At 66.5% G+C, this 26,278-nt stretch carries 26 protein-coding genes; 17 read left to right on the forward strand and 9 right to left on the reverse strand.

The features are described 5' to 3' along the window. Positions 1–34 precede the first annotated feature (34 nt). The 6 genes from BMZ97_RS12540 to BMZ97_RS12565 all read left to right on the forward strand — a co-directional run bounded on the left by BMZ97_RS12540 (position 35) and on the right by BMZ97_RS12565 (position 6,796). Positions 35–718 (forward strand): glutathione S-transferase family protein, encoded by a 684-nt coding sequence (locus tag BMZ97_RS12540; RefSeq protein WP_092169619.1) that lies wholly within the window; start codon positions 35–37, stop codon positions 716–718. Positions 719–953: 235 nt separating this feature from the next. Then, complete coding sequence (locus BMZ97_RS12545; RefSeq protein ID WP_092169621.1) at positions 954–1,634, forward strand: HAD family hydrolase; 681 nt, start codon at positions 954–956, stop codon at positions 1,632–1,634. Between the two features lie 101 nt (positions 1,635–1,735). Next, positions 1,736–3,598: a monovalent cation:proton antiporter-2 (CPA2) family protein gene (locus BMZ97_RS12550; RefSeq protein ID WP_092169624.1), complete on the forward strand. Its 1,863-nt coding sequence runs from the start codon at positions 1,736–1,738 to the stop codon at positions 3,596–3,598. After that, positions 3,595–5,016, forward strand: a complete 1,422-nt coding sequence (locus BMZ97_RS12555; protein ID WP_244546382.1) for an MATE family efflux transporter — start codon at positions 3,595–3,597, stop codon at positions 5,014–5,016. Before BMZ97_RS12550 ends, BMZ97_RS12555 begins: the two co-directional genes overlap by 4 nt. Before the next feature lie 52 nt (positions 5,017–5,068). Beyond that, a complete protein-coding gene (locus BMZ97_RS12560) occupies positions 5,069–6,010 on the forward strand; it encodes a DUF937 domain-containing protein (protein ID WP_092169626.1) in 942 nt (313 codons plus the stop codon). A gap of 270 nt (positions 6,011–6,280) precedes the next feature. Further along, positions 6,281–6,796, forward strand: coding sequence for a hypothetical protein (locus tag BMZ97_RS12565; protein ID WP_092169629.1), 516 nt, complete (start codon positions 6,281–6,283; stop codon positions 6,794–6,796). A 56-nt stretch (positions 6,797–6,852) separates the two neighbouring features. Here BMZ97_RS12565 and BMZ97_RS12570 read toward each other — a convergent pair whose 3' ends face one another. After that, the gene (locus BMZ97_RS12570; RefSeq protein WP_175525535.1) at positions 6,853–8,748 is read right to left on the reverse strand and encodes a methyl-accepting chemotaxis protein; all 1,896 of its coding nucleotides are present in this window, start codon (positions 8,746–8,748) and stop codon (positions 6,853–6,855) included. 333 nt (positions 8,749–9,081) lie between these two features. Beyond that, positions 9,082–9,465, reverse strand: coding sequence for a DUF1127 domain-containing protein (locus BMZ97_RS12575; protein WP_139221207.1), 384 nt, complete (start codon positions 9,463–9,465; stop codon positions 9,082–9,084). Positions 9,466–9,633: 168 nt separating this feature from the next. On the opposite strand from BMZ97_RS12575, the gene BMZ97_RS12580 reads away from it, so the two are divergent. Continuing rightward, entirely contained in the window at positions 9,634–10,515 is an 882-nt protein-coding gene (locus BMZ97_RS12580; RefSeq protein ID WP_092169634.1) for a LysR substrate-binding domain-containing protein, read from the forward strand. A 40-nt stretch (positions 10,516–10,555) separates the two neighbouring features. On the opposite strand, the gene BMZ97_RS12585 is transcribed toward BMZ97_RS12580, so the two are convergent. From BMZ97_RS12585 to BMZ97_RS12595, 3 genes are all read right to left on the reverse strand, one after another. After that, positions 10,556–10,717: a Flp family type IVb pilin gene (locus BMZ97_RS12585; protein ID WP_139221208.1), complete on the reverse strand. Its 162-nt coding sequence runs from the start codon at positions 10,715–10,717 to the stop codon at positions 10,556–10,558. A gap of 81 nt (positions 10,718–10,798) precedes the next feature. Then, the gene (locus tag BMZ97_RS12590) at positions 10,799–12,178 is read right to left on the reverse strand and encodes a glutamate--cysteine ligase (RefSeq protein ID WP_092169639.1); all 1,380 of its coding nucleotides are present in this window, start codon (positions 12,176–12,178) and stop codon (positions 10,799–10,801) included. 319 nt (positions 12,179–12,497) lie between these two features. Further along, on the reverse strand, positions 12,498–13,670 hold the full coding sequence (locus BMZ97_RS12595) for a carboxylate-amine ligase (protein ID WP_092169643.1): 1,173 nt from the start codon (positions 13,668–13,670) through the stop codon (positions 12,498–12,500). A gap of 357 nt (positions 13,671–14,027) precedes the next feature. Between BMZ97_RS12595 and BMZ97_RS12600 the strand changes: the two genes are divergently transcribed. Beyond that, positions 14,028–14,909: an alpha/beta fold hydrolase gene (locus BMZ97_RS12600; RefSeq protein ID WP_092169645.1), complete on the forward strand. Its 882-nt coding sequence runs from the start codon at positions 14,028–14,030 to the stop codon at positions 14,907–14,909. Positions 14,910–14,977: 68 nt separating this feature from the next. Here the strand turns inward: BMZ97_RS12600 and BMZ97_RS12605 are convergent, their stop codons facing one another. After that, on the reverse strand, positions 14,978–15,724 hold the full coding sequence (locus BMZ97_RS12605) for a 16S rRNA (uracil(1498)-N(3))-methyltransferase (RefSeq protein ID WP_092169648.1): 747 nt from the start codon (positions 15,722–15,724) through the stop codon (positions 14,978–14,980). Positions 15,725–15,909: 185 nt separating this feature from the next. On the opposite strand from BMZ97_RS12605, the gene BMZ97_RS12610 reads away from it, so the two are divergent. The 3 genes from BMZ97_RS12610 (at position 15,910) to BMZ97_RS12620 (ending at position 17,887) form a co-directional block, all read left to right on the forward strand. After that, complete coding sequence (locus BMZ97_RS12610) at positions 15,910–16,398, forward strand: hypothetical protein (protein WP_175525536.1); 489 nt, start codon at positions 15,910–15,912, stop codon at positions 16,396–16,398. 37 nt (positions 16,399–16,435) lie between these two features. Beyond that, positions 16,436–17,377: a 4-hydroxybenzoate octaprenyltransferase gene (ubiA, locus tag BMZ97_RS12615; protein WP_092169653.1), complete on the forward strand. Its 942-nt coding sequence runs from the start codon at positions 16,436–16,438 to the stop codon at positions 17,375–17,377. 69 nt (positions 17,378–17,446) lie between these two features. Continuing rightward, the gene (locus tag BMZ97_RS12620; protein WP_092169655.1) at positions 17,447–17,887 is read left to right on the forward strand and encodes a GNAT family N-acetyltransferase; all 441 of its coding nucleotides are present in this window, start codon (positions 17,447–17,449) and stop codon (positions 17,885–17,887) included. A 24-nt stretch (positions 17,888–17,911) separates the two neighbouring features. Here the strand turns inward: BMZ97_RS12620 and BMZ97_RS12625 are convergent, their stop codons facing one another. Then, a complete protein-coding gene (locus tag BMZ97_RS12625; protein ID WP_139221209.1) occupies positions 17,912–18,433 on the reverse strand; it encodes a DUF6101 family protein in 522 nt (173 codons plus the stop codon). A 265-nt stretch (positions 18,434–18,698) separates the two neighbouring features. On the opposite strand from BMZ97_RS12625, the gene BMZ97_RS12630 reads away from it, so the two are divergent. The 5 genes from BMZ97_RS12630 (at position 18,699) to lpxK (ending at position 23,375) form a co-directional block, all read left to right on the forward strand. Next, the gene (locus tag BMZ97_RS12630) at positions 18,699–19,511 is read left to right on the forward strand and encodes a 3'(2'),5'-bisphosphate nucleotidase CysQ (RefSeq protein WP_092169661.1); all 813 of its coding nucleotides are present in this window, start codon (positions 18,699–18,701) and stop codon (positions 19,509–19,511) included. Between the two features lie 379 nt (positions 19,512–19,890). Then, entirely contained in the window at positions 19,891–20,127 is a 237-nt protein-coding gene (locus BMZ97_RS12635; RefSeq protein ID WP_092169663.1) for a DUF4170 domain-containing protein, read from the forward strand. Between the two features lie 181 nt (positions 20,128–20,308). Beyond that, positions 20,309–21,058 carry a lysophospholipid acyltransferase family protein gene (locus BMZ97_RS12640; RefSeq protein WP_092169666.1) on the forward strand — a complete coding sequence of 250 codons (750 nt, stop codon included), beginning with the start codon at positions 20,309–20,311 and terminating at the stop codon, positions 21,056–21,058. Beyond that, entirely contained in the window at positions 21,055–22,356 is a 1,302-nt protein-coding gene (locus BMZ97_RS12645; protein WP_092169669.1) for a 3-deoxy-D-manno-octulosonic acid transferase, read from the forward strand. The genes BMZ97_RS12640 and BMZ97_RS12645 overlap by 4 nt, the downstream gene beginning before the upstream one ends. Beyond that, positions 22,356–23,375, forward strand: a complete 1,020-nt coding sequence (lpxK, locus tag BMZ97_RS12650; RefSeq protein WP_092169671.1) for a tetraacyldisaccharide 4'-kinase — start codon at positions 22,356–22,358, stop codon at positions 23,373–23,375. The genes BMZ97_RS12645 and lpxK overlap by 1 nt, the downstream gene beginning before the upstream one ends. Here the strand turns inward: lpxK and BMZ97_RS12655 are convergent. Further along, on the reverse strand, positions 23,346–23,543 hold the full coding sequence (locus tag BMZ97_RS12655) for a DUF2093 domain-containing protein (protein WP_244546383.1): 198 nt from the start codon (positions 23,541–23,543) through the stop codon (positions 23,346–23,348). The two genes, lpxK and BMZ97_RS12655, sit on opposite strands and share 30 nt — an antisense overlap. Here BMZ97_RS12655 and BMZ97_RS12660 point away from each other — a divergent pair. Beyond that, positions 23,508–24,605, forward strand: a complete 1,098-nt coding sequence (locus BMZ97_RS12660) for a dienelactone hydrolase family protein (protein WP_244546384.1) — start codon at positions 23,508–23,510, stop codon at positions 24,603–24,605. The two genes, BMZ97_RS12655 and BMZ97_RS12660, sit on opposite strands and share 36 nt — an antisense overlap. Positions 24,606–24,637: 32 nt before the next feature. Here the strand turns inward: BMZ97_RS12660 and xseA are convergent, their stop codons facing one another. Beyond that, positions 24,638–26,167, reverse strand: coding sequence for an exodeoxyribonuclease VII large subunit (gene xseA, locus BMZ97_RS12665; protein ID WP_092169674.1), 1,530 nt, complete (start codon positions 26,165–26,167; stop codon positions 24,638–24,640). Positions 26,168–26,278: the final 111 nt, after the last annotated feature.

A 26,278-nucleotide genomic window follows, 5' to 3' on the forward strand; every position in this document is an offset into this window, starting at 1 on the left:
TGACCGCAAGTTCGCACAACCAGGAGAGAACGCCATGACGACCCATGTCTCCACGCCCCAGGTCTCGACGCCCCATGTCTCCGCCTTCCGCTGGGTGCCGCCCTTCGCGCAGGGCCATGTCCGCGACCTGCGCGTGCGCTGGGCGCTTGAAGAAGCCGGCATTCCCTATGAGGCGACGCTGATTGGCCGCGACGACCAGGCGTCCGAGGATTATCGCGCCTGGCAGCCCTTCGGCCAGGTGCCGGCCTATCGCGACGGCGGCGTCGAAATGTTCGAATCGGGCGCGATCGTGCTCTACCTGTCGCGGAAATCTTCGGCTCTGGCACCCGAGGACGAAGCCGGCCGCGCCCGCGTGGTGACCTGGGTCCTGGCGGCCTTGAGTTCGATCGAGCCGCATGTCTCGGGCCTGGCCAGCACCGACATCTTCCACAAAGGCGAGGCCTGGACGATCGAGCGCCGGCCACAGATCGTCGAGATGGTGGTGATGCGCCTTCAGGCGCTGAGCAACTGGCTCGCGGGCAAGGACTATCTCGACGGGCGCTTCACCGCCGGCGATCTCATCATGGCGACGGTGCTGCGCGACGTGCCCGACGACATCCTCGCGCGCTTCCCCACGCTCGAAGCCTATCGCGCGCGCTGCCTCAATCGCCCGGCCTTCGCCCGCGCGCTGGAGGCGCAGATGGCGCCATTCCGCCAGAACGCGCCGGCTACCGCCTGACCGGCATCGGGCGCAGGCTTGGCCTTGCGATACACCATGGTCGAGGGCGCAGGGCGCTCACTGGCTCGCCATCCACCTCTTGATCGGGGCCGCTGGCGTGACCGTGGCATATCAAGGCAAGGCCGAGCGACGCCGGCAGGACCGACATACGCAAGTCACAGAGCCTGATCTAAGCCGTGCGGTCGCGTGACGGCGCCACGCGGCGTTCAGACAGATCCTTTCGACCGAGAGCAGCATGGCGGCCCTGATTTTCGATTTCGACGGCGTGGTGGCGGACAGCGAGTCCCTCGCGAATCTGGTTCTCGCCGAGGCGGTCAGCGCGCTCGGCCACCCGACCACACTGGACGACGCCCTCACCCGCTATTGCGGCCGCCGATGGAGCGATGTCGTGATCGCGATCGAGGGCGATCTTGGCGCCGAGCTGCCACCCGATTTCTCCGATGCGCTGAAGGCGGCGACGCTCGCCCGATTTCGCTCGGACCTTAGGGAGGTCGAAGGCGCGAGCGCCTTCATCGCACGCTTCCACGCGATTCCACGCTGCATTGCCTCGTCGAGCTCGATCGAGCGGCTGACGCTCTGCCTCGACGTGCTCGGCCTCGCATCCCAATTCGGTCAGAACGTCTTCAGCGCAGAGATGGTCGCACGGGGCAAACCGCATCCCGACATTTTCCTGCTCGCAGCCAGCAAGCTCGGCACAAACCCCGAATCCTGCCTCGTGATCGAGGACAGCACTGGGGGCATCAAGGCCGCTGCCGCTGCTGGAATGGAAAGTATCGGCCTGTGCGCAGCCTCTCATATCAGGGCCGCTCATGCCGAAAGGCTGCGCGCCGCGGGCGCCACCCATATCGCGACCTCATGGCAGGAGGTCGATACACTCGCCACCGAGTTCCTGCAGCGCCAACAAGCCATGGCGTGATCGAGCACGCCCCCCTCGCACAAACGCGCCGGCGCCCTTAGATTGACGGCAGGCCGGTTCCGCATGCGGGCACTGGCCTCGTCCCCCGCAAAGAGCACCTCATGGCCGACGTCTCCCATACCAGCTATCTGCCGCCGATCCTGACCTTCTGCGCCGGCGCCGTGATCGCCGTGCCGCTGTTCCGGCGGGTCGGACTTTCGGCAGTGCTGGGCTATCTCGCGGCCGGCATCATCATCGGCCCCTCGGTGCTGGCCGTGATCAAGGACCCCGACGCGATCCGCGGCACAGCCGAGATCGGCGTCGTGCTGTTGCTCTTCCTGGTCGGGCTCGAATTGCAGCCGTCGCGGCTCTATTCGATGCGCAAGGACATTCTCGGCGCGGGCCTCGCCCAGATGGCGCTGAGCGCGGGCGTCATCGGCGCGGCGGCCTGGTGGTTCGGCCTGTCCGTCGGCGGGGCGGTCGCGGTCGGGCTGGCACTGGCGCTGTCTGCAACCTCGATCGCGCTGCAATTGCTGGAGGAGCGCGGTGACGGCAACGAGCCCTATGGCCGGCGCACCTTCTCGATCCTGCTGTTCCAGGACATCTCGATCGCGCCCGCTCTGGCGATCCTGCCGCTGCTGGCGACGACGACCGAGGCCAAGCCCGGCGGCGCCGGCCAGGCCCTGACGGGTCTGGGGATAGCCTTCCTCGCCATCGCCGCGATCGTGCTGGCGGGGCGCTATGTGCTCAACCCGTTCTTCCGCATCCTGGCCAAGACCGGCGCCAAGGAGGTGATGACGGCAGCCGCCCTCTTCATCGTGCTCGGCGCTGCGCTGCTGATGGAGCATGTCGGGCTCTCGATGGCGATGGGTGCGTTCCTGGCTGGCGTGCTGCTGGCCGATTCGCATTTCCGCCACGAGCTGGAAGCCGATATCGAGCCGTTTCGCGGCGTGCTGCTCGGCCTGTTCTTCATGGCGGTCGGCATGTCGCTCGACTTGAAGCTCGTGCTCGACAACTGGCTGCTGCTGGCCTTGGCCGCGCCTTTGCTGGTGCTGTTCAAGATCGCGGTCGCGGCCTCGATCCTACGTGCCTCCTGCTCCTCGATGACGGAGGCCGTGCGGGCGGGCGCCCTGCTCTCGCCCGCCGGCGAATTTGCCTTCGTGCTGCTGCCGCTGGGCGTCTCGCTCGGCCTGCTCGACGAGCGCCATGGCGCGATCGCGACGGCGCTGGCGGCGATCTCGATGCTGATCGGGCCGATCGTCGCCAAGCTCATCGACGGCGCCCTCCTCTCGCGCGCCTCGCCCGAGACGATGGACGAGGATTTCGAGGGCGTGGACGCTCCCTCCGTCGTGGTCATCGGGTTCGGTCGCTTCGGCCAGATCGTGACGCAGGCGCTGCTGCTGCAGCATGTCGATGTCACGATCATCGATTCGGATGTCGAGCGCATCCGCTCCGCCGCCAAGTTCGGCTTCAAGATCTATTATGGCGACGGTACGCGGCTCGACGTGCTGCGCGCGGCGGGGACGGGCAAGGCCCGCATCCTGTGCGTCTGCATCGACAACAAGGATGCGGCCCTGCGCATCGTCGAGATGGCCAAGGCCGAGTTCCCGAATGTGCGCCTGCATGCACGCGCCTATGACCGCATCCACGCCATCGACCTGATGAAGGCCAATGTCGACTACCAGATGCGCGAGACCTTCGAATCCGCGCTCGGCTTCGGCCGCGTCACGCTGGAAGGGCTCGGGCTGAACTATGACGAGGCGAGCCTGGTGATCGACCATGTCCGCGACCGCGACGCCCAGCGCATGGAGATCCAGTTCACCGAGGGCATCGCCGCCGCGCTCAACAAGGTGCCGCGCGTCACCCCCGAGCCGCTGGTCCAGCCCAAGGGCAAATCCAAGGCGCTCACGCCCGAGACCCAGGAGGTCATCGAGGATGGCGGAGCCGAGGTCGCTGTCGGCGGCGTCGGCGAGCCCGAGCGGTGAGCGCGCGCCCAGTCGGGCCGCCGGCGGTCTTCGTCAGCGGCCCGATCATGCGCCATGTCGCGGTGATGACGGCGACCAGCTCGGCCGGGCTGATGGCTGTGTTCGTCGTCGACCTGCTCTCGCTGCTCTACGTCTCCTGGCTCGGCCGGCCGGAGGCGACGGCAGGCGTCGGCTATGCCACCATCGTCCTGTTCCTGATGATCTCGATCAATATCGGGCTGATGATCGCGGTCACGGCCCTTACCGCGCGCGCGCTCGGCGCGGGAGACCGCGGCAGCGCAAGACGCCTCGCCGGTTCGACGCTTGCGCTGATGACGCTGGCGGCGTTGGCGCTGAGCATCATCGTCCTGCCCGGACTGCCCTGGCTGCTGCGCACGCTCGGCGCCCATGGCGAATCCTATGCAGTGGCCTATTCCTTTCTCTGGATCGTACTGCCGTCGAATGTGCTGATGGCGCTCGGCATGGGCTTTTCCGGCGTGCTGCGAGCCGTCGGCGATGCGAGGCGCGCCATGTTCGTCACGCTCGGCGGTGGGCTGGCGACCGCAGTGCTCGACCCGCTCTTCATCTTCGGTCTCGGTCTCGGCCCCAATGGCGCGGCCTGCGCCATCGTTCTGGCGCGCGTCATCATCGCGGCGGTCGGCTTCCATGGCGCGGTCAAGGTTCATGACATCGTCGCCAGACCGACCTACGCCGCACTTGCGGAGGATAGGGGAAAGACCATGGCGATCGCGGGGCCGGCGATCCTGACCAATCTGTCGACGCCAATCGCCAACGCCGTCTTCGCCGGGCTGATGGCGCGTTTCGGCGATGCCGCGATCGCGGCGCTGGCGATCATCGACCGGCTCGTGCCCGTTGCCTTCGGCGCGCTGTTTGCGCTGTCGGGCGCAGTCGGACCGATCCTCGGCCAGAACTGGGGCGCCGGCCGCTTCGACCGGATGCGGCGCGGCCTGACCGACTCGGCGCTCTTCGCGGTCGCCTGCGTCGTCGTCGCCTGGCTCCTGCTCGTGCTGCTGCGCGGGCAAATCGTCACGGTCTTCGGCGCGACGGGGCTGACGGCGGAGCTGGTGACGTTCTTCTGCCTGATCGCGGGGCCGATGTGGATCTTCGTCGGCCTGCTCTTCGTCGCCAACGCCGCCTTCAACAATCTCGGCATGCCGCTGCTCTCCACGCTGTTCAGCTGGGGCCGGGCCACGCTCGGCACGATACCGCTCGCCTTCGTGGGAGCCCATTATGCCGGGCCGAAGGGCGCCTTGGTCGGCTGCGTCTTCGGCGCCGTCGTCTTCGGCATCGTCGCGCTCGTCTTCGCCTATCGCGGCATCGCCCGGCTGGAGCGCGAGGGCGCGTCACGCTCTGCTTCCCTTGCCTCACGAACTGGCGCTGCTATCGTTCCGCTCCAGGCGGCGGCAGACCGCAGATAGATCATCGCATCGCTCCCGCTTTCCGGCGCGATGCCTGAACCGGAGGCGCGCCATGATGAACCTGTTCGAGATGATGCAGCAGGCCCAGAACGGGCAGGCCATGCAGAACATCGCCCGGCAATACGGGCTCAGCCAGCAGCAGACACAGTCGGCGATCGAGGCCTTGCTGCCCGCCTTCTCGATGGGGCTGCAGCGCCAGACGCAGAATCCCCAGGCCTTCGGGAACCTCGCGCAGATGATGACCGCGACGCCTTTCGGCCAGATGTTCGAGACCGGCGGCGGCGCCATTCCCGCCCATGCCCAGACGATGGGCAATGATGTGCTGAGCCAGCTCTTCGGCTCCAAGGAGATCAGCAGCGCCGTCGCGGCGCAAGCGGCCGCGACGAGCGGCGTCGGCCAGGCCATCCTCAAGCAGATGCTGCCGGTGATCGCCTCCATGGTGATGGGCGGGCTGTTCAAATCGGCGAACAATCAGGGCCTCGGCGGCATCCTTGGACAATTCACCGAGATGATGCGCGGGCAGATGCCCGGCCAGCAGCCGACATCGCCCCAAGCGCAAGCCCCCGCCAACCCGCTCGACACCATCCTCGGCGGGCTGTTCGGCAATGGCCAAGCACCGACGGGCCAAGCACCGACGGGCCAGCCCCAGGCCGGCCCCTTCGGCGGCGGGCAGATGCCGGGCGGCCAGGCGAGCGGCAACCCGCTCAACCCGCTGGACGGCGGCCTGCTCGGCCAGATCCTGACCGGCATGCTGGGCGGCGCGCAGCAGCCGAATGCCCAGCCCGCGCCGGCCCCCACGAGCCGCAATGCTCAAGCCCAGCCGCAGGAGCAGCCCGACGACGCGCCGCCGCCCTCCTCGGCAACCGGACCAGGCTCGATCGGGCTCGATGCGCTCAACCAGATGTTCGAGCATGGCCGGCAGGTGCAGGACAGCCATCAGGACGCGCTGAAATCGATCTTCGACGGCATGTTCGGCGGTCCGGGCCGGCGCTGAAAAGGAGAGCGGGCGCCGAAGCAACAAGCGCTCGCTCGCTCCAGAGTTACCACGCGCTCGCCACCTGTTGGATCCCGGGAATTGCCCTTGCTTTGACGGCTGCTCCCGGCGATCCGTTACGGAGCGCGTGATTCCGGTCGCGACGCTCAGCACCTGATCGGATGGCCTCCCAAAGGGGGCATGGATGCTCTCAGGTCGCCCGACACTGCAATTCGTTTTGTCCCGAAGATCAATTGCGGGCCGTCCGGCCCGCTCCAATGGAATTGACCAATGCCTGCGCCTAAATCTCTCCGTCGCGGTCTTTTCACGGCCTGTGCAACGATCGCTGTGCTGCAGGCCGGCAGCACCATGGCGGTTGCCGCCAATTCGACATTCTATGACGCAGCCCTGTGCAAGCCGCCTTATTCCCTGGCGTCGTCGACCGCGATCTATGAGGCTGCTGAAAAGCTTGCCAAGCCTGATACGTCGTCAATGGGGGCCGCGATCTACAAGATCCCGCAGATCGGTCGCGACGGCTTTGAAAGCGATGAGGTGTTTTTCGCCAATGGCGCTGTCGGCGTCCTGATCAAGGGCCTCCAGGCCGATGCGCTCGCCGCCAAATACAAGCTGAAGCGCGAGACATCGGATCTGCTCGGCACATCCAGCAAGGGCTATGCGCGGCCGCTTGCGAAGAAGCTGCAGCCCCCGGCGGGCCTTGCCGGCCCGGGCAAGGTCTCCATCGTGGTACGCGAGAGCGACGCCCTGCCCGGCAAGACCTTGCTGGCCTGTGAATTTGTCGCGGATTGATAGAGCAGGATGGCTCTGGTGGCGGTTTCGCGCCGCTATCAAAAAGCTGATCTGCGTCAGGCAACGCGGCGCGACTGCCAGTTCGCGTCCTCGCGCGCCATACCCGCGGCGAGTTCGCGCAATCCTTGAGTATCGGCATTGGTGCGGAAACTCGCGACCAGCGCGTTGAGGCGCTGAATCTGGTCCGACAAGGCCGTGGCCGAGGCCGCGCTCTCTTCGGCGAGCGCCGCATTCTGCTGGGTCATCTCATCCATATGCGCCACGGTCTGGCTCATCTCGTCGATGCCATTGGCCTGTTCGGCGGAAGCGGCCGAGATGTCGGAGACGGTGGCGGACACCTTGCGCGAAGCCTCGACGATGCGCTCCAGCACCTCGCCGGCGGAGCGGACGAGGCCAACGCCCTGCGCGACCTCAGCGCCCGATTCGGTGATCAGGGCGGTGATGTCCTTGGCCGCAGCCCCCGAGCGCTGCGCCAGGGTGCGGACCTCGGAGGCGACGACCGCAAAGCCCTTGCCGGCATCGCCGGCGCGGGCGGCCTCGACCGCCGCATTGAGCGCCAGCAGATTGGTCTGGAAAGCGATCTCGTCGATGACGGTGGTGATGTCGGAGATCTTGCGGGAGGCGGCCTCGATCCGGGCCATCGCATCGACGGCCTCGCCGACGATCGCCCCGCCCTTGCGCGCCACGTCCATCGCCTCATCGGCGAGCGCAACAGCCTGCCTGGAGGCCGTGGCCGCGGCCTTCACCGAGGCTGCGAGTTCCTCCGTGGTGGCCGCCGTCTCCTCGAGCGACGAGGCCTGTTCTTCCGTCCGCTTCGACAGATCGTCGGCCCCCATATTGATCTCGCGCGCCGCATTGCCGACATCGCCAGACGTCGCCTGGATCGTCCTGATCGTCTCGGATAGATGGCCAACGGCGAGGTTGAAGTCGTCGCGCAATTTCTCGTATTCAGCCGCCACATCGGCGTCGATGCGATAGGTCAGATCGCCCTGCGAAAGCAGATCGAGCCCGTTCGCCAGCAGATCCATGACCTGCCGCTGCTCTGCTGCCAGCCGCTCCTGTTCCCGCGCATGCCCGGCCCGCTCCTGCTCGATCGCCAGGCGCTGCGCATCCGAGGCTTCGCGACCTTCCGCAGTCTCAGTCTCGAGGCGCTGGACCGCCAGGCCATTGTCCTTGAAGATCTGGACGGCGCGCGCCATCGCGCCGATCTCGTCCTTGCGGGTCTGGCCGTCGATGGCGATCTGGTAGTCGCCGTCGGCGAGGTCGCCCATGCGCTGCTTCAGCAGGTCAAGCGGCCGCGTGATCGAGTGACGCACCAGCACCATGGCTCCAATCAGGCCAAGCAGCATGCCGAGCGCGGACAATGCGAGCACCAGCTGATTGAGCGTCCGGGCCTCGGCGTCGAGCTGGCCGGAGGTCGCTTCCGTATCGGCCTTGACGCTGTCGTTCAGCGCGTCCGCCTGCGCCACGATTTCGCTGATCATCTTGTCGAGCTGCGACATCACGGACAGGGCCGCGAGATCCTCATCGCGCGCCGCCATGGCGACGACATCATCGACCTGCGCCTTCAACGCCATGAAGTTTCGCGCCAACGCGTCGAACTCCGCAGCCTTCTGCGGGAAGCTGATCTTCGCATCGGTCAAACGGGCGAGCGCGCGATCATAGGATTTGCGCACGTCCTCGATCGCGGTGGTGTTCTGCTTCATGTAGTCGGGATAGGCGATCGACTTGTAGAGATCGCGCGAGATGTCGCTCATCGCGCGGGTGGCGCGGGCTGCATCGAGGATCGCGGTCGCGCGCTGGGAAATCAGGTCGGAATAGGTCTTCTGGATCCGGCCATATTCGCGACCGCCATAAATGGCGGTGGCCAGGCTGATCGCCCCGATGATGATCAGGGGGATGGCGATTTTCGTCCGAATGGCCAGATCCTGAAGGCGCAACGAAAATCGCATGTCCGACATCCCCGCATCGCAACGATACGCGCTCTCCCGGCGCGGCATGGGCAGGAGGTTTTGCCGAGTTTGGTGAATTTTGAGTTAGGTTTAGCCTCGCGGCCGCGCAAAACCGCTCACATCAGCAAGAAATCCGTGAAACCAGGCAAGCATCGGCGATACGCCCTGCCGCAACAGCAGCGACGAGGAGCAAGGCCGGGATGAAGCGGCGCTAGAGCCGGATCAATGCGAAAAACCGGCACCCACTTTTTCGCGCAATGCTCTAGCGGCGCAGGTACAAAAAAGGGCGGAAGCACGAAGCCTCCGCCCACAGGAACGCGCAGCCCCAAGGGGTCAGGCGCTGCACGCAACCGCTTGCTTGGCGACTGGTTGCCTGGCGACCGGCCCGGCCTTCATGGCGGGAGCCTTCGCCTGAGCCTGCCGAACGCCTTCCGCGCGACGCGCCGAGGCGACGCCCGAACGCGCACCGGAGCGGGCGGCAAGAATGGTCGAGGGATCGTCGAGCCAGGAGGTGGCAAGTGCGCCTTCAACATCGGAGCGGACGAGGCCGATATCCTTGAGGCCGCGTTCGTCGAGCTCGGTCAAGCGCAGAACCTCGCGGCGATGGATGATCGCTTTCGTGAGCGACGTTACGCCGGCAAACCCTCGCGCACCGATGCGCGTGACGACACCCAAAACGGACGCGAACGGCTTCGTGGCAATGGTCATGATCAGCATAACGACCTCCTAAGGGTCCAAACGACGGGTATTCCCAGACCCCACCCGGACGCACCGCTGGCAAGACCTCGAAACTGACCAAACGATAGCTTTCCGCTGGTCATAAGCCAAACGAATGCTTATGATGCTTCACAGCACGGATATTGATGATCCAGTTTGGGGGCCGCCATGGCGCATGTTCTCGACGCCGACCAGCTCAAGACCTTCGTCGCCATCGCCGATACAGGCTCCTTCACCCGCGCCGCCGAGATCGTATTCAAGACGCAATCGGCCGTCTCCATGCAGATGAAGCGGCTCGAGGAGCGCGTCGGCCGGCCGCTCTTCGGGCGCGACGGCCGCCATGCCAAGCTGACCGAGGATGGCGAGCGCCTGCTCGACTACGCCCGCAGGATCGTGCGGCTGAACCTCGAATGCGTCGCGAGCTTTACCGATGCCGACCTCAAGGGCCGCATCCGGCTCGGCGTGCCCGACGACTATGCCGACCGCTATTTGCCCGAGATTCTCGCCCGCTTCGCCCGCTCCAACCCGCGCGCCGAGGTCACCGTCGTCTGCGAGCCGACGCCGATGCTGGCCGATAGGATCGCCACCGGCGACATCGACCTCGCCATCATCACCCATGTCGAGAGTCGCGGCCAGGGCGAGATCATCCGCATCGAGCCGCTGCTCTGGGTAACCTCGGCGCGCCATGGCGTGCATGAGGAGGATCCGCTGCCGCTGGCGCTCGGCCGCCCGACCTGCAACTGGCGGCAGGCCGCCGTCGAGGCGCTGGAGACCAAGGGGCGGCGCTTCCGTGTGCTTTATGCGAGCTGGAATTCGACGGCAGTGGGCGCGGCGGTGGTCGCAGGGCTCGCCGTCTCGGTCCTGCCGGAAAGCGCGGTCCGGCCCGGCATGCGTATCCTGGGACCGACGGATGGCTATGCGACGCTGCCATCCTGCAAGATCGGTCTGCTGCGCACGCGCTTTGACCCTTCGGTCCTGTCCAATGCGCTGGCTGAGCACATCATCCAGAGCCTCGACAATCTGCAGAGCTTCAAGACCGCGGCGGAATAAGGGATGGCAATAGCGCCGGACAAAGGCCGGACGCTGCGTTTCAGGGCCCCAAGCCGGCCGCCGCCTTCTGGAAGAAGCCCAGCACCGACTGACCGATCTGCGTCGCCCAAACCACGATCGTGAGCGATATCAGGCTCACGACAAGGCCATATTCGATCGCCGTTGCGCCGCGCGCATCGCCAGCAAAGTCGGAAATGGCCATTCTGATCCGTTCCATGTCTCGGAAATACCGAATAAATTCGGCCAAATCGTTAACATGACTGCCGAAACTGGCCGGAATGCCTTACAGCGCAAGCGCCGGGAACAGGGGCGCGATCTCGCCCGACCACTCACCCCCGAAGCGTGACGCGAGTTGCTGCGCAAGCGTGCGGTCCTGCGCGACGATCGCATCGAGCGGCGCGAGGAACCCCGTCTCGTCGCGCCCCGCGCCATCCAGCCGCGCCCTCCGGGCGAGGCCGCCGCGCGCCAGCGCCAGCACCTCCCGCGCCAGATCGCGCAAACTGCGTTCGCCGATGCGGGCGGAGAGGCCGGCTTTCGGCACCGCATCGCGTAGCGCCTGGCGCTCCTCGGCGCTCCAGCCCTTGACCAGATCCCAGGCCGCATCCAGCGCCACCTGGTCGTAGAGCAGGCCGACCCAGAAGGCCGGCAGGGCGTTCAGCATCTCGGGCGGCCCGGCATCGGCGCCGCGCATCTCGAGGAAGCGCTTGAGCCTGACCTCGGGGAACAGCGTCGAGAGATGGTTCGCCCAGTCGGAGATCGTGGCGCGCTCACCCGGCAGCTGCGCAAGCTTGCCGGCAAGCAGGTCGCGGAAGGAGGCGCCGGCGACGTCGTGATAGACCGCGCCGCGCTTGACGAAATACATGGGAACGTCGAGCGCCCAGTCGACATAGCCCTCATAGGACATGCCCTCGTCAAAGGCGAAGGCAAGCATGCCGGAGCGCGCCTTGTCGGTATCGAGCCAGATTTCCGAACGCACCGACTGGAGGCCGTTGAGCTTGCCCTCGGTGAACGGCGAGGCCGCGAACAAGGCGGTGGCCAGTGGCTGCAGGGCGAGCGAGACCCTGAGCTTCCTGACCATGTCGGCCTCGGTCGCGAAATCGAGGTTCACCTGCACCGTGCAGGTGCGGAACATCATGTCGAGGCCGCGCGTGCCGACCTTGGGCATGTAGTTCGCCATGATCTTGTAGCGGCCCTTGGGCATCACCGGCGTCTGCGCGCGCGTCCAGAGCGGCGAGTGGCCGAGCGCGACGAAGCCGATGCCATGGGGCGCGGCGACCGCCTTGACGTCGGCGAGATGGTTGGCGAGTTCGTCGGCGGTATCGTGCAGCGTCTCGACCGGCGCGCCTGAGAGCTCGAACTGGCCGCCGGGCTCCAGCGAGATCGCGCCGCCGCCTTCGGGACCGGCAAGGCCGATGATGTGGCCGTCATCGACGATCGGCTCCCAGCCGAGCCTCTCCTGCATGCCTTCCAGCAGATGGCGGATGCCGCCCCGGCCATCGCGCCCCTCATAGGGCACGGGGGAGAGGTCATGCGCATAGAACGGGAACTTCTCGTGCTCCGTCCCCATCCTGAACGCGGAGGCCGGCTTCTCGCCAGCAGCGATCCAGGAAATCAATTCGTCCTTGGAACCGATCGGGGTCGAATCGGACACATCGCGAGCCATGGGCGCTCCGGCAGAGTAAGGCATGCAGCCATGCGGCCGCCCGCGCATTTCGGCGCGGCCGGATCAGGCTCGGGAGCGCCAGACATAGGCGAGCCTCAGGCGCTCGACAACGACCCCCGTCGCGCATTGATGCAAGAGTGATCCCCGCGCCAACGCAAGGCGGCGCGGCGCGCCCGGTCGTCGGCGGGCGTTCGCTAGAGCCGGATGGTTTCAGATGGGATCGCAAAGTGACCCCATCTGAAACCTGAATCCGTCTCTCATCCAAGAATTAGAGCAGGATTGACGCGAAAAACCGGCTCCCACTTTTTCGCATCCTGCTCTAGGCTGCGCCGCGCATGGCCGGCTGCCAGCCCGGCGAGAGGGCGACGCCGTCGAGACGGGTCTCGGAGGCCAGCCAATCGACCACGGCGGCAAGCCCGGCGGCCTGCCCTCCCGCCCTCCCCCGAGCCTCTTCGAAGACCGCGAGCTGGACATCGGCGCTGGTGCCGTTCGCCGCCAGCCTGCGGCAATATGCGAGCTCGGCCTTGCAGCCGAGCGCCGCAGCGTCATCGGCCAGCTCGCCGAGCAACTCGTCGATCAGGCTCGGCACGGAGCGCATGGTCCGGCTCTCCCCGCAGATCAGCCCGCCATGGATGCCGTAGCGCTGCGCGCGCCAGATATTCTCCGCGGCAATCGCACGCGCCGCCGGCGTGAGCTCTGCATTCAGCCCGCGATGGCGCTGCAGATGGCGGATCAGGCAGCGATACAGCGCAGCGATGGCGAGCGTGTCATCAAGCCTCGTGCAGCTGTCGGCAATGCGCAGTTCGAGCGTCGGATGCGTGTCGGAGGGGCGGATCGCCCACCAGATATAGCTCGCATCCTTGATCGCGCCGGCTGCGACCAGGGTCTCGACATAGCTCCGGTAATCGGCCGCATCGGTGAAGAGCTCGGGCAGGCCGGTGCGCGGCAATTCGGCATAGGCCGAGAGCCTGTAACCCATCAGGCCAGTGCGCTGTCCCTGCCAGAAAGGCGACGAGGTTGACAGCGCCAGGAGCAGCGGCAGGAACGGTAGAATGCGCACCATCAGCCGGATGCGCTCGTCCTCGTCTTCGATCTCAACATGGATATGGAGGCCGCAGAGCTGGTTGCGGCTGCCGAGCATCTGCAGATCGCGCATGATCTGGTCGTAACGCGTGGCCTCTGTCGCGCGCTGGCGCGACCAGACGGCGCTGGGATGCGTGCCGCAGGCCAGCAGCAGCATCTCATGTTCGAGCGCGAGCCCCGCCAGCCCCTTCCGCAAGGTCGAGAGCGAATGCCGCGCCTGCGCCATCGATTCGCAGATCGGCGTTGCGACCTCGATCTGCGATTGCAGCATTTCACGCTGCACCTCGTCGGGAAAGGCGTCCTGGACCGCGGCGAAGAACTTGGGAGAAACCTTGCGGGCGATCCCGCGGCTGCCGGCATCGGACAGGAAATATTCTTCTTCGATGCCGAAGCGGTTGGCTTCGTTCATGGCGTCATCCTCGTCGGGCAAAGGGCTACAGGCCGTGCGGAGGGGTGGGCTTGCGCCATCGCGCCCCTCGGCAGGAATCGCGCCACAGCCTGGCTGCCAATGAGTCGAGAATACGGCTCCCTTCGCACAATCGCGAAAACGCCCGACACGCCCCGGCGTTCCCGACCGCCTGCAGCGCCAGGGCGTTTTCGAGCGAAGCGGGCACCGGTTCGCGTGAAGAAAGCGCGTTAAAACAGAGGACTAGCTGTGAACAATCAATTGGTTGTTCGTGCGGTGCGAGCGACAACCTGTCGAGGCTCCGCAGCTAGGTGTAAGCCTTCACCAGGCTGGGCGAGGGTGCGGAGAGCGAGAACTCGGATGAGCGAAGTCCCGACGATACGACATGGACGCATAAAGATCGGCGAGAGCCTCCGCCTGAATGTCGTTCAGGCAGGGCCGTTATCTGGCGAACCCGTCTTACTCCTGCATGGTTGGCCCCAGACCGCCCATACCTGGCGCAAGGTCATGCCACTGTTGGCCGAGGCGGGGTATCGTGCGATCGCACCCGATCTGCGCGGCTTTGGGGACAGCTCAAAACCTGAAGGCGTATATTCCAAGCTCACAGTCGCGGGGGACCTCGTCGCCCTACTCGATCAGCTCGGCATCGCTTCAGCCTGGATCATCGGACATGATCTCGGCGGTCAGGTTGCTTACCCGTTCTCAGCACAGTGGCCGCAGCGCACCCGAGGGCTTGTTTTCATCGAATCGGGGCTACCCGGCTTTGGACAGGAGCGGGCGATGGATATCGCCGCGGGCGGAAGCTGGCATTTCGGCTTCAACCGCGCCGGCGATATCGCCGAAGAATTGGTGCGCGGGCGCGAACATATGTTCATCCGCTCCATGATCCGTCGCGAGAAGGTCGGCGTTTTCGACCCCACGGCCATCACAGACGAGGATATTGCCGTGTATGCATCGGCGGCGGCGGCACCGGGCGGCCTGCGCGCGATGTTCGCGCATTATCGTGCGCTTATCCCGCAAGACCGTGAGGATAATCTGGTGCTCGGCTCGAAGCCACTGACCTGCCCCGTTCTCGCCGTTGGGGCCGATCACGGCTATGGCGAAGGAGCATTCAACACGATGAAGAAAGTTGCGATCGAACCGAAAAGCTGGATTGCGCCCGACTGCGGCCACTACGTGCCGGAAGAACGCCCACGCGAACTCGTCGACGCTTTACTGGCCTTCATGGCTGGTCGCCTTTGAAACAGCTGGATCTTTGTTTTAACGCGTTTTCTTGACGCGAACCGGTATCCACTTCTCTCGAAAACGCTCTAGCCGCGCGGCCAGTCGCCCAAAACCGCCTGGACGAGCGCTAGAGCTGCAATCGCAGCCGTATCGGCGCGCAAAATGCGTGGTCCCAGCGAGATTCTGAGCGTTTTCGGTCGCGCCAGGATGCGCGCGCGCTCGGCCTCGTCGAAGCCGCCTTCAGGGCCGATCAGCACAGCGAGCGGGCCGGGCGCGGCGGCAGCCAGCACCTCGAGCGGGCTCTCCTGCGCCATCGCCTCGTCGCAGAAGATCAGGAGCCTTTCGGGCTCGAGCGCTTCGAGCGCCGCGTCCAGCCCGCATTCACCCCGAATCTCGGGCAATGACAGGATGCCGCATTGCTCGGCCGCCTCGATCGCATTGGCGCGCAGCCGATCGAGATTGAGCCGCGACACCTGCGTCCTGCGGGTCAGAACCGGTTGCAGCACACCCGCCCCCATCTCGACGGCCTTCTGCGCGATATAGTCGAGCCGCGCATGCTTCAGCGGGGCGAACAGGTAATGCAGATCGGGGGCTTCCGGCTGCGGGCGCGTCTGCCGGACCAGGCCGAGGCTTGCTTGCTTGCGCCCTTCCGCCGTCAGCGCCGCGAGCCATTCGCCGTCGCGGCCGTTGAACACGATGATGGTGTCGTCGCTCTTCAGGCGCAGCACGTTGAGCAGGTAATTCGCCTGTTCGCGCGCCAGCGGCAGGCGCGTGCCAATGGCGAGATCGTCGGCGAGATAAAGCCGGTAGCGAGCGAAATCGGGGGTGGACATCGGCGCGGTCATCTCCTGTCACCCGCCGTCGCGCCGCCGAACCAGCGCGAAAACCGCCACAATCCAGGCGTAACGGCAAGTGGACTCGCATAGGCGCTTGGCGCTAACACGGTGAGGCTGTTATGAACATTCCGGAGCGGAAACGCTCCCAGCATGAACAATTCGGAGCAAGACATATGCGGCGCATGATGACTTCGAGCAAGATCGCTTCTGGAGTGATCGCGATGCTCGGTCTGGCGACGGTATCGTTGCTCGATGCCGCGCCGGCCGCCGCGCAAGCTTCCGGCTGCGAGCAGATCCAGAAGCTGCTGGCGGAGCGCCAGGCGATCGTGGCCTCGCTGAACTCGTCCTCGAGATCCAAGCAGAAGCTGACCCCGGCGCAAGCCTGCAGCACGCTCGGCCGCCTGGTCGGGAACGGCAATGCGGCGCTGAAATTCGCCAGTGCGAACCAGGACTGGTGCCAGATTCCGGCCAGCTTCGTCGATGGCCTGAAGGTCGACAACGACAAGGCCGCCGGCATCCGCAACAATGCCTGCAACGCCGTCAAGCAGCAGGCGGCGATGCAGAAGCGCGCCCAGCAGCAGGCCCAGCAACATCAGGGCGGCGGCAGCCCGTTCGGCGGCGCCGATTCGATCACCGGCGGATCGCTGCGGGTTCCCCAGGGCGCGCTCTGACCACTTCGTGACCCTAGCCCCCGACCCGGAACGGCCCATGGTTTCGACGACGGATGTTCCGCTTCCCGACGCCCTAACCGGGCATTGGGTCGATACGCGTGCACCGCGACGCTTCAGACCCTATCTCAAGCTCGCGCGGATCGAGCGGCCGATCGGCTGGCAGCTTCTGCTTCTGCCCTGCTGGTGGTCGGCGGGCCTCGCGGCGATCGCCGACAGGCAGGCCTTCCCCAATCCCTGGCATTGCCTGCTGTTCCTGATCGGCGCCGTGGTGATGCGCGCCGCCGGCTCGACCTTCAACGACATCATCGACCGCAAGCTCGACGCTCAGGTGGCGCGGACACGCGGCCGGCCGCTCCCTTCCGGCCAGGTCACGGCGAAGGCGGCAGCGCTATTCATGGTCGCACTCTCGCTTGTCGGCCTGCTGGTGCTGCTCCAGTTCAACCGCTTCACGATTCTGACCGGCATCGCCTCGCTGGCGATCGTCGCGATCTACCCTTTCATGAAGCGCATCACCCAGATGCCGCAATTCGTGCTCGGCCTCGCCTTCTCCTGGGGCGCGCTTCTCGGCTGGAGCGCGGTCTTCGGCCGGCTCGATCCGCCGGCCTATCTGGTCTATGCGGCGGCAATCCTCTGGACCATCGGCTACGACACGATCTACGCGCTGCAGGACATCGAGGACGACATCATCGCCGGCATCAAGTCGAGCGCGCGCTATTTCGGGCAGTATGGCCGGGAGGCGATCGGAGCCTGCTTCGGATTCGCCGTGCTGCTGATCGCTGTCGCGACCTGGATGGTCGGCGGCGGCGTCTTCGCTTGGCTCGGCGTCGCGGGCTTTGCGGCTCATCTTGGCTGGCAAGTTTCGCAGATCAGCGGTGTGACGCCGGTGCTGGCGCTGCGCCTGTTCCGCTCGAACTGGCACGCCGGACTGCTGCTGGCGGCCGGCTTCGCGCTCGATGCGCTGGTTCGGTTCGGCCTCTGAACGCCCCGCGCGTTACCGCGCTGGCGATGGCTGGATCGCCAGCGCTCACGCCCTCAACGATGATGCGGCATGTCTGACGTTGCCCTGCGCGATATAACCGCGGCGACGGTTCGCGCGATCTGCGCGCTGGAAGTCCGCCAGGATCAAAAAGGTTTCGTCGCGCCCAATGCCATCTCGATCGCGCAGGCGCATTTCGAGCCCGCGGCAAGCTTCAAAGCCATCTACGCCGCCGAAACTCCGGTCGGCTTCCTGATGTGGCGTCCGGGTTCTGAATCCGGCGCCTGCTATCTGTGGCGCTTCATGATCGACCACAGACACCAGAAGAGCGGCTACGGCAAGGCGGCGCTGATGCTGCTCTTTCAAGCGCTGCGCGACCAGGGATTCCACCTGCTGAAAACGAGTATCGTGCAGGGGAGCGCAGGGCCCCTGGAGTTCTATCGCTCGCTCGGCTTCAGGGAGACGGGCGAGACCCTGCCGAATGGCGAGAGTCTGCTGCTGCTTTCACTGTAAGTCCATGGAAGGCCCGGCCGGCCTTCAATCCGTCAGGCGCTCGCCGGCGACGACGACCGGGCGCTCACTGAGACGGCCGGTCTTGCGCCGCACCAGGAAGCGCGGCCGGCGGCCGTTGAGGAAGGAATGACGCCGCCTGATCCGCACCGGGCCGAGCGCGAGCCGGCCAAGCTGCGGATAGGGCTCCGAAATTACCCCATCGCTGGTCTCGATCAGCAAGGGCAGGCCGCTGGCGCGGCCGCAGTCGCGCCAGAGCGCCACCACATCGTCCTGATCCAGCACCGCAACCGTGATCGAGCGGCCGTCGCCGGCCGTCAGAGCCAGTTCGAAGCGCTCATCCTCGCGCCCGGTATTCGTCATGCGCATCGCGATGCCGCGCCATCCGGCGCCGCCGCGCAGGATCCTGACCGAGGCGATGCGTTCGACCCGTGGCGCGTCTGGCTGCGCCGGCATCGGGTTTTTCGGAACGGTGGTCGTGTGTGTCGGGCGGCCGGAGAGACCTGACGCAAAGCCGGTCTCTCCGGCAGCCGGCGTGACGCTGGCCATCGGTATAACGCCTCTCTATGTCCCTGCCGCTACGGAGCCCTCTGTGCAGTCCGGGGCTCTCGTGCTTGCAGGTCGAGATTGCGTCCAAGCTCTCTCCGAGCGCTTAAGCGGTTGGGTTAAAGGAGCGTGTTTTTCGGCCTGAGCGCCCCTGAATGGCCTGTTTCATGCATGATGATTGACGGAATCTTTCGGTGCGCGAGCGCATTTTCGGCTTGTGTCCGCAGGCTCCGCATTCGATACGGAACGCATCATGAATAGGCTCCCGATGCCCATCGCCTCAGATCTCCTGCCGGCGGTTCGCGCAAGCTGCATCGAAGCGGGCGAGATCGCGCTCGCGCTATTTCGTCCCGGCGAGACGACGGCGGCACGGACCTGGTCGAAGAGCGGCGGCTCGCCGGTCACCGAAGCCGATATCGGCGTCGACACCTTCCTGCGCATCCAGCTCTCGGTCCTGCTGCCCGACGCGGCATGGCTCTCCGAGGAAACCGTCGACGATGCCCTGCGGCTGTCGCGCCGCTTCGTCTGGGTCGTGGATCCGATCGACGGCACGCGCGCCTTCATGGGCGGCTCGCCGGATTGGGCCGTCTGCGTCGCCCTGCTCGACGAGGGCGTACCGATCCTGGGCGCAGTGCATGCGCCGGCCTGCAACGCAACCTATACCGCCATACGCGGCGCCGGGGCCTTCCTGAACGGCGCCGCGATCTCGGCTTCGCAAATCGCGAGCCTGAAGGAGGCGCGCATCGCCGGCCCCAAGCCAATGCTGGATGCGCTGGCGCGTCTGGAGGCCTTCGAGCCCGCCGATAAGATTCCTTCGCTCGCGCTCAGACTTGCGCGCATCGCCGACGGCACGATCGATGCCGGACTGATCTCGCCCGACGCGCGCGATTGGGATCTCGCCGCAGCCGACCTGATCCTGAACGAGGCCGGCGGCCGCATGACCGGCGGCGAGGGCCAGCCTGCGATCTACAACCGCGAGACGCCGGTTCACGGCATGCTCGTCGCCAGCAGCAACGGCCTGGCAGAGCCTCTGCTGCGCGCCTTGCAGCGTCTGCGCGACGGACAGCCGCAGCGCATCTGACTTTCAAGCAGTTAGAGGCTGTTATGAACCATGGGGCCGATTTGATGAGGTCAAAACGGCGGAGATGGGAGGAGCATTGCGCGGGCGATACCATCGGTATCGGCAAGCGATGCGACGCTGCAGCTCCGCCGTTTTCACCTCACCCGTAGGGCGCGGCGCTTTTGCGCGACTGCGGCGTCGTTCTTCGTAGCAAGCCGGAAGGCTTGCGTCCTCGAACTCTGGCATTCGCGCAAAATCGCCTGCGTCAAATCGGCCCCATGGATCGTAACAGCCTCTGCGGACCGGGAATTGCAGAACGCAGGGCGTTCGGCACTCGCGCCTTCGGCGTGAATGGCTTATCTGGTGCCGCAATCGGGCGCACATGGCTGGAGGGATCGATATGGAACCGGAACAGAAACAGCTTCTCCATCTCGTCTTCGGCGGCGAGCTGAGCTCGCTCGAAGGCATCACCTTCAAGGATCTCGCCAAGGTCGACGTCGTCGGCGTGTTCCCGAATTATGCCAGCGCCCATACCGCCTGGAAGGCGAAGGCGCAGGCGACCGTGGACCAGGCGCAGACCCGCTATTTCATCGTCCATCTGCACCGCCTGCTCGATCCCGAGCCCGCCAAGTCCTGAATCCGTCAAGTCCTGAACCGTCAGGCTGCGACAGGCGCGCTAGAGCCGGATGATTTCCTCTCTCATCCAAGAGTGAGAGCGGGATCGATGCGAAAACCGGTTCCCACTTTTTCGCATCCTGCTCTAGCGTCCGTGGTCAGATCACGGCCTCAATCTTCCCTTATCGGTTCAATCATCAGCAATGGGCTTTTCCCTTCTCAAGACACGCGCGGCGCAGGAGACGCTCGGCCGGCTCCTGGCCAGCTATCTCAAGCTCGTGCGCCGCACGAACCGGTTCGTCGTCGAGCCAGCCGACATCTATGAGAAGGTGCGCCCCGAACTGCCATTGATCATTGCGATGTGGCACGGCCAGCACATCATGATCCCGTTCTCCCGGCCGGACTGGATGCCAGCCTGCTCCCTGGTCTCGCGCCATGGCGATGGCGGCTTCAATGCGGTCGCGTTGCGCCAGCTCGGCATCGGCGCGATCCGGGGGTCGGGCGCTCTGGGCAAGAAGATCCGGGAGAAGGGCGGCGCCAGCGCCTTCCTCGCCATGATGCGGCGGCTGGCCGCTGGCGAAACCATGGTGCTGACCGCCGATATTCCCAAGCGCGCCCGCATCGCCGGCCCCGGCATCATCGCCCTGGCACGCGCATCGGGCCGGCCGATCCACCCGATCGCCGTCGTCACCAGCCGGCGCATCGATTTCAAGAGCTGGGACCGCGCCTCGATCGGCCTGCCCTTCGGGCGCGGTGCGATCGTCGTCGGCGAGGCGATCCGCGTCGAGCGGGAAGCGGACGAAGCAACCTGCGAGGCCGCACGCCTCGCATTGGAAGCAGGCCTCGACGCCGTCCATGCCCGCGCCTATGCGCTGATCGGCGCGCGCGACCCTGGCGAAGGGCTGAGGCAGACCCAGCCGGCCGCACGAGCGACCGCAGGCAAAGCAGCATGATCGGCAAGGGTTCCATCCTGCAGGGCTACCGCGTGATGAGCGCGCTGCTCGAGCCGGCGGCCGCGGGGCTGCTGCTCTGGCGGCGGCGGCGCGGCAAGGAAGACCCGACGCGTTTTGCCGAGCGGCGCGGCTATCCAGGCGTCCGGCGCCCGGACAAAACCCTGGTCTGGCTGCATGGCGCCAGCGTCGGCGAGACGGTGACGCTGCTGCCATTGGTCGAGAAGCTGAAGCGGCGCGGGCTCGCGGTGCTGGTGACCTCGGGCACGGTGACCTCGGCGAAACTGCTCGCCGCACGGCTGCCTGCCGGCGTGATCCATCAATATCTGCCGCTCGACGTGCCGCGCTATATGCGCCGCTTCCTCGACTATTGGCGGCCGGAGCTCGGCCTGATCTGCGAGTCCGAGATCTGGCCCAATCTGATGATCGAGGCGCGCAAGCGCGCGATTCCGCTGGTCCTGGTCAATGCGCGCATGTCGGAGCGCTCGTTCAAGCGCTGGTACAAGCTGCCGCAGACCTCGCGCTATCTGCTCTCCTGCTTCGAATCCTGCCTCGCCCAGTCGCAGGGAGACGGCGAACGCCTGGCGCAGCTCGGCGCGCCCCGGGTCAGCATCGCCGGCAATCTGAAATTCGACGTGCCTGCTCCGCCCGCCGATGCCGACACGCTGGCGATCCTCGATGGGTTGACCACCGGGCGGCCCGTCTGGATCGCGGCCAGCACCCATCCGGGCGAGGACGAGCAGGTGATCGCGGCGCATCTCGGCCTCAAGGCGCATCTGCCGAAGCTGCTCACCATCATCGCGCCGCGCCACCCTCAGCGGGGCGCCGAGATCGATGCGCTGGCGCAGGCCAACGGCATCGCCACGGCGCAGCGCTCGCAAGGCGGCATGCCGGAGCGCGATGTCGAACTCTACATCGCCGACACGGTCAACGAGCTCGGCCTGTTCTACCGCCTCTCGCAAGTGGCCTTCATCGGCGGTTCGCTCACGCCTGTCGGCGGCCATAATCCGATCGAACCGGCCAAGCTCGGCTGCGCCCTGCTGCACGGGCCCTATGTCCATAACGCCACCGACGTCTTCGCGGCCTTCGACCGCGGCGGCGGCGCTCGCGAGGTCGCCGATACGCAGGCGCTGGCCGGCGCGGTGCATCGCTGGCTGAGCGACCCTGCAGCGGCCCGGCAAGCGGCGCGCGCGGCGGCCCAGACCAGTCACCAGCTCGGCGGAGCGCTCAACCGCACGATGCAGACGATCGAGCCCTTGCTGATGCGCGTCGCGATCGGCCTACGCGAGACGGCCTCCTGATGCGCTCGCCGGAATTCTGGTGGCGGCCACGCCCCGGAGCGCCGGCGCGTCTGCTCCAACCTTTCGGCTGGCTCTATGGCGCGATCACGCGCCTGCGCATGTGCAGGCGCGGCGCGAAGGCCGGCATCCCCGTCATCTGCGTCGGCAATTTCGTCGCCGGTGGCGCCGGCAAGACCCCGACCGCAATCGCATTGGCGGCGCTGCTGCGGAGCCTGGGCGAGACGCCTTTCATGCTGACCCGTGGCTATGGCGGCGCCCTTGCCGGGCCGATCGAGGTCGAGCCGCGCCACGGCCCCAGCGATATCGGCGACGAGGCGCTGCTTCTAGCCGCTCAAGCACGCACGATCGTGGCGCGCGAGCGAGCCGCCGGCGCGCGCCTCGCCAAACGGCTCGGCGCCAGCGTCATCGTCATGGATGACGGGCTGCAGAACCCCTCTCTGGCCAAGGATCTGCGGATCGCGGTGGTCGATGGCGCGAGCGGGGTCGGCAACGGCCTGTGCGTTCCCGCCGGCCCGCTGCGGGCGCCGCTCGCCGGCCAGTTCGCGGCGACCGACGCCATCCTCATGATCGGCGACGGAGCGGCGGGAGACGCCGTGGCGCTCGCGGCGCAAATGGCGGGCCTGGAGCTGTTGCGGGCCCGGCTCGAGCCGTCGCGAGAGACAGCCTCGCTCCTGGAGGGACATCCGGTCATCGCCGTCTCGGGCATCGGCCGGCCGGAGAAATTCGCAGCGACCCTTCTCGCGGCCAAGGCCAAGATCCTGTCGCAACGCGCCTTTGGCGATCACCATCCCTATAGCGCGGACGATGTCTCCAGCCTGATTGCCGAGGCGCGGACGCTGGGCTGCCTGATCGCGACGACCGAGAAGGACATGACCAAGCTCGGCCCGCTCTGGCCCGAGACCGAGCGGGAGCTGCTGGTCGTCGTGCCGGTCGCGCTCGCCTTCGAGGATCCAGCGCGCCTTACTGGCCTGGTGAGGAGCGCGTTGGCCTCAGCTGCGGCCGGCGCGGCGCAGCCTTAATTGCACGGCCTCGGGCGAGACATAGGCTTCCTGCCATTCGACCGACCAGTAACGCAGATCGTCGAGACGGATCGGCGCACCCGTGACCGCGCAGCGCACGAAGGCGCCGGGCCGCACGACGCGGAACTCGCCATGGCCGTAGTCGATGGCGGCCTCTGGTCCAGGCATCGGGGGACGTTCGCTGATATTCATCTCGAATGCATCGAAACCGTTGATCGGAAAACGGATTATCGAAATAATCCTCACTCTGTGATAGCGTGCCCGTCAATGATGTCCAGCTTGATGCGTCTCCTCGATCACGTCGCCTTCCGACGATTCCGTCCGAAGGCGTCAAACCTGATCGATTCTAACAGTCTAGAGCATTGCTCAAGCGATAAACCGGTACCCGCTTTTTCGCACAATGCTCTGGCAGCCCTGACCGGAGCTGTACTGCTTCTGTCTTCGGCCGCTTCAGCCGGCGGTTACGAGCACGTGCGCATTCCCAATGACGACGGACAAATCGACGCTGTGCTCTACAGGCCGGCGGGGCCGGGACCGTTTCCCGCCGTCGTAGCGCTGCATGGTTGCAACGGTTTATGGCGCGACAACGGCACATTGTCGCTGCGGCATTCCGACTGGGGCGAACAGCTCGCGCAGGCCGGGCTGATGGTCCTGATGCCCGACAGCTACGGCTCGCGCCGGCTCGGCTCGCAATGCGGCGTCAAGGACGTGACCGTACGCCCAAGCCGGGAACGCGTTGCGGACGCGGCCGCCGCGCGCCGCTGGCTGCAGACGCGCGAGGATGTCCGAGCGGATATGATCGCGCTGATGGGCTGGTCAGGTGGCGGATCGGCCGTCTTGGCGGCAATCCGCAAGGACCGGCGGCCGGCCGACGGCAAGCCCGACTTCGCCCGTGCCATCGCCTTCTATCCGAGCTGCCGCCAGCAATCGGAATCGGCCAGCTTCGCCGCAAGGCTGCCGGTGCTGATCCTTGTGGGCGAAGCCGACGACTGGACACCGCCCGCCCCTTGCGACTTCCTGGCGAAAGCCGCGCAAGCTCGCGGCGAAAAGGTCGACCTCGTGGTCTATGCGGGCGCCGTGCACGATTTCGACCACCCGCGTCTGGAGGTGAAGGAGCGCTCCGACATCGCCTATTCGGCGACGGGGACGGGCAAGGCCATGGTCGGCACCAACCCCGCCGCGCGTGAGGATGCGCTCAAACGCGTGAAGGCTTTCCTGAAGGGGCTCTGATCTCCTGACGCCCCGCTCCACACGAAACCGAGCTAAAACAGATCGCCCTGCCCCCCCTTCGGCGCCTCCTTGCGCAGCGGGCGCGCGGGCCGGGGCGGCGGTGCATCCCCTCCTCCCGAGACCGTGACAGCGAAGCGGCCATCGCTGACCTGAACGCTCAAGCCCTGGCCGGCATGCGCCTGTGCGACACCACGCACCAGCGCCCCGGCCTCATCGCGCACCAACGCATAGCCGCGCGCCAGGACGGAGTCCGGCCCCAGCGAACGCATCAGCGCCCAGAGCGAGCCGAGCCCGTCGCGGCGGCGCATGACGCCCTGGGCAAAAGCGCGGCGAGAGCGCTGGGCGAGATCGCCGATGCGCTCGGCTGCCCGCAAAACCCGCAATGTCTCCGCGCGCAGCAAGGCATCGCGGCCGGCACGCAAGCGGTTCGACAAGCCATCGAGCCTGGCCGCATAGCCGGCCAGGCGCGCAGACGGCGAATGCCGGCCAAGCCGTTGCGCAAGGCCAGCCAAACGCATTTCATGGGCTCGCGCATTGCGGGCCAGCGCCGGTGCGAGCCGCGTCGCCGCGAGATCGAGCCGCTGGCGGGGGCCCGACAGCACCGCCTCCGGCGCGGGCAAGGCACGGGCGAGCGCGCGCAGATCGCTGCGGCGGCGATCGGACAGGCGGCGCATCGCGCCCGCCTGCCGGCGCGACAGGTCAGCGACCAGGCTCATCAGCTCGGCGCGCACCGGTACGACCTTTTCGGCCGCGCCTGTGGGCGTCGGGGCGCGCAGATCAGCGGCATGGTCGATCAAGGTCCAGTCGGTCTCGTGGCCGACGGCCGAGACGAGCGGGATCTGCGAGGCGGCAGCCGCGCGCACCACCGCCTCCTCGTTGAAGCCCATCAGGTCTTCGAGCGAGCCGCCACCGCGCGCGACGATGATGACGTCGGGGCGCGGAATGCGCCCGCCCCGGGGCAATGCATTGAAGCCGGTGATGGCAGCGGCCACCTCATTGGCGCTGGTCTCGCCCTGCACGCGCACCGGCCAGACCAGGACATGGCGCGGGAACCGATCCTCCAGCCGGTGCAGGATATCGCGGATGACGGCGCCTGTCGGCGAGGTGACGACGCCGATGACACCAGGCAGATAGGGAATGAGCTGCTTGCGCGCCTCATCGAACAGGCCTTCCGCCGCAAGCTTCTTGCGGCGCTCCTCCAGCAGCGCCATCAGGGCGCCGACGCCGGCGGGCTCCAGCGAATCGATGATGATCTGGTAGCTCGATTTGCCGGCGAAGGTGGTGATCTTGCCGGTGGCGATGACCTCCAGCCCCTCCTGAGGCCGCGTCTTCAGCCGGCCGAAGACGCCTTTCCAGATCACCGCGTCGATCTTGGCGTTCTGGTCCTTCAGCGAGAAATAGACATGGCCGGAGCCGACCGGGCCGCGATAGCCCGAGATCTCGCCGCGTACGCGTACAAAGCCGAAGGCATCTTCCAATGTGCGCTTGAGCGCACCCGAAAGGTCGGAAACCGACCATTCCGGCGTGTTGGAGGGTTTTACGTCAGGCGATTCGATATCCATGGCGCGACCATAGCGGCGTGGATGGCCGAGCAGAAGCGTTGCCGTCTGCGCGCCCGGCGGCTATTGCCGCCTTCAGATTTCAGATCCGGAACCAGTGCGGGTGGACGGACG

Source organism: Allobosea sp. OK403, assembly GCF_900113835.1.
Taxonomy (GTDB): Bacteria; Pseudomonadota; Alphaproteobacteria; order Rhizobiales; family Beijerinckiaceae; genus Allobosea.

What these genes read in the sequence shown, in the direction of transcription:
- BMZ97_RS12590 (WP_092169639.1), bottom strand. Translation starts at nt 12,178, where the DNA reads ATGGCTCGCGATGTGTCCGATTCGACCCCGATCGGTTCCAAGGACGAA.
- BMZ97_RS12575 (WP_139221207.1), bottom strand. Translation starts at nt 9,465, where the DNA reads ATGCTGATCATGACCATTGCCACGAAGCCGTTCGCGTCCGTTTTGGGT.
- BMZ97_RS12625 (WP_139221209.1), bottom strand. Translation starts at nt 18,433, where the DNA reads ATGGCCAGCGTCACGCCGGCTGCCGGAGAGACCGGCTTTGCGTCAGGT.
- lpxK (WP_092169671.1), top strand. Translation starts at nt 22,356, where the DNA reads ATGCGCTCGCCGGAATTCTGGTGGCGGCCACGCCCCGGAGCGCCGGCG.
- BMZ97_RS12605 (WP_092169648.1), bottom strand. Translation starts at nt 15,724, where the DNA reads ATGTCCACCCCCGATTTCGCTCGCTACCGGCTTTATCTCGCCGACGAT.
- BMZ97_RS12655 (WP_244546383.1), bottom strand. Translation starts at nt 23,543, where the DNA reads ATGCCTGGACCAGAGGCCGCCATCGACTACGGCCATGGCGAGTTCCGC.
- BMZ97_RS12640 (WP_092169666.1), top strand. Translation starts at nt 20,309, where the DNA reads ATGGGCTTTTCCCTTCTCAAGACACGCGCGGCGCAGGAGACGCTCGGC.
- BMZ97_RS12585 (WP_139221208.1), bottom strand. Translation starts at nt 10,717, where the DNA reads ATGGCCATTTCCGACTTTGCTGGCGATGCGCGCGGCGCAACGGCGATC.
- BMZ97_RS12570 (WP_175525535.1), bottom strand. Translation starts at nt 8,748, where the DNA reads ATGCGATTTTCGTTGCGCCTTCAGGATCTGGCCATTCGGACGAAAATC.
- BMZ97_RS12645 (WP_092169669.1), top strand. Translation starts at nt 21,055, where the DNA reads ATGATCGGCAAGGGTTCCATCCTGCAGGGCTACCGCGTGATGAGCGCG.
- BMZ97_RS12635 (WP_092169663.1), top strand. Translation starts at nt 19,891, where the DNA reads ATGGAACCGGAACAGAAACAGCTTCTCCATCTCGTCTTCGGCGGCGAG.
- xseA (WP_092169674.1), bottom strand. Translation starts at nt 26,167, where the DNA reads ATGGATATCGAATCGCCTGACGTAAAACCCTCCAACACGCCGGAATGG.
- BMZ97_RS12545 (WP_092169621.1), top strand. Translation starts at nt 954, where the DNA reads ATGGCGGCCCTGATTTTCGATTTCGACGGCGTGGTGGCGGACAGCGAG.
- BMZ97_RS12540 (WP_092169619.1), top strand. Translation starts at nt 35, where the DNA reads ATGACGACCCATGTCTCCACGCCCCAGGTCTCGACGCCCCATGTCTCC.
- BMZ97_RS12600 (WP_092169645.1), top strand. Translation starts at nt 14,028, where the DNA reads ATGAGCGAAGTCCCGACGATACGACATGGACGCATAAAGATCGGCGAG.
- BMZ97_RS12580 (WP_092169634.1), top strand. Translation starts at nt 9,634, where the DNA reads ATGGCGCATGTTCTCGACGCCGACCAGCTCAAGACCTTCGTCGCCATC.
- BMZ97_RS12595 (WP_092169643.1), bottom strand. Translation starts at nt 13,670, where the DNA reads ATGAACGAAGCCAACCGCTTCGGCATCGAAGAAGAATATTTCCTGTCC.
- BMZ97_RS12610 (WP_175525536.1), top strand. Translation starts at nt 15,910, where the DNA reads ATGATGACTTCGAGCAAGATCGCTTCTGGAGTGATCGCGATGCTCGGT.
- BMZ97_RS12560 (WP_092169626.1), top strand. Translation starts at nt 5,069, where the DNA reads ATGATGAACCTGTTCGAGATGATGCAGCAGGCCCAGAACGGGCAGGCC.
- BMZ97_RS12565 (WP_092169629.1), top strand. Translation starts at nt 6,281, where the DNA reads ATGCCTGCGCCTAAATCTCTCCGTCGCGGTCTTTTCACGGCCTGTGCA.
- ubiA (WP_092169653.1), top strand. Translation starts at nt 16,436, where the DNA reads ATGGTTTCGACGACGGATGTTCCGCTTCCCGACGCCCTAACCGGGCAT.
- BMZ97_RS12550 (WP_092169624.1), top strand. Translation starts at nt 1,736, where the DNA reads ATGGCCGACGTCTCCCATACCAGCTATCTGCCGCCGATCCTGACCTTC.
- BMZ97_RS12620 (WP_092169655.1), top strand. Translation starts at nt 17,447, where the DNA reads ATGTCTGACGTTGCCCTGCGCGATATAACCGCGGCGACGGTTCGCGCG.
- BMZ97_RS12660 (WP_244546384.1), top strand. Translation starts at nt 23,508, where the DNA reads ATGGCCGTAGTCGATGGCGGCCTCTGGTCCAGGCATCGGGGGACGTTC.
- BMZ97_RS12630 (WP_092169661.1), top strand. Translation starts at nt 18,699, where the DNA reads ATGCCCATCGCCTCAGATCTCCTGCCGGCGGTTCGCGCAAGCTGCATC.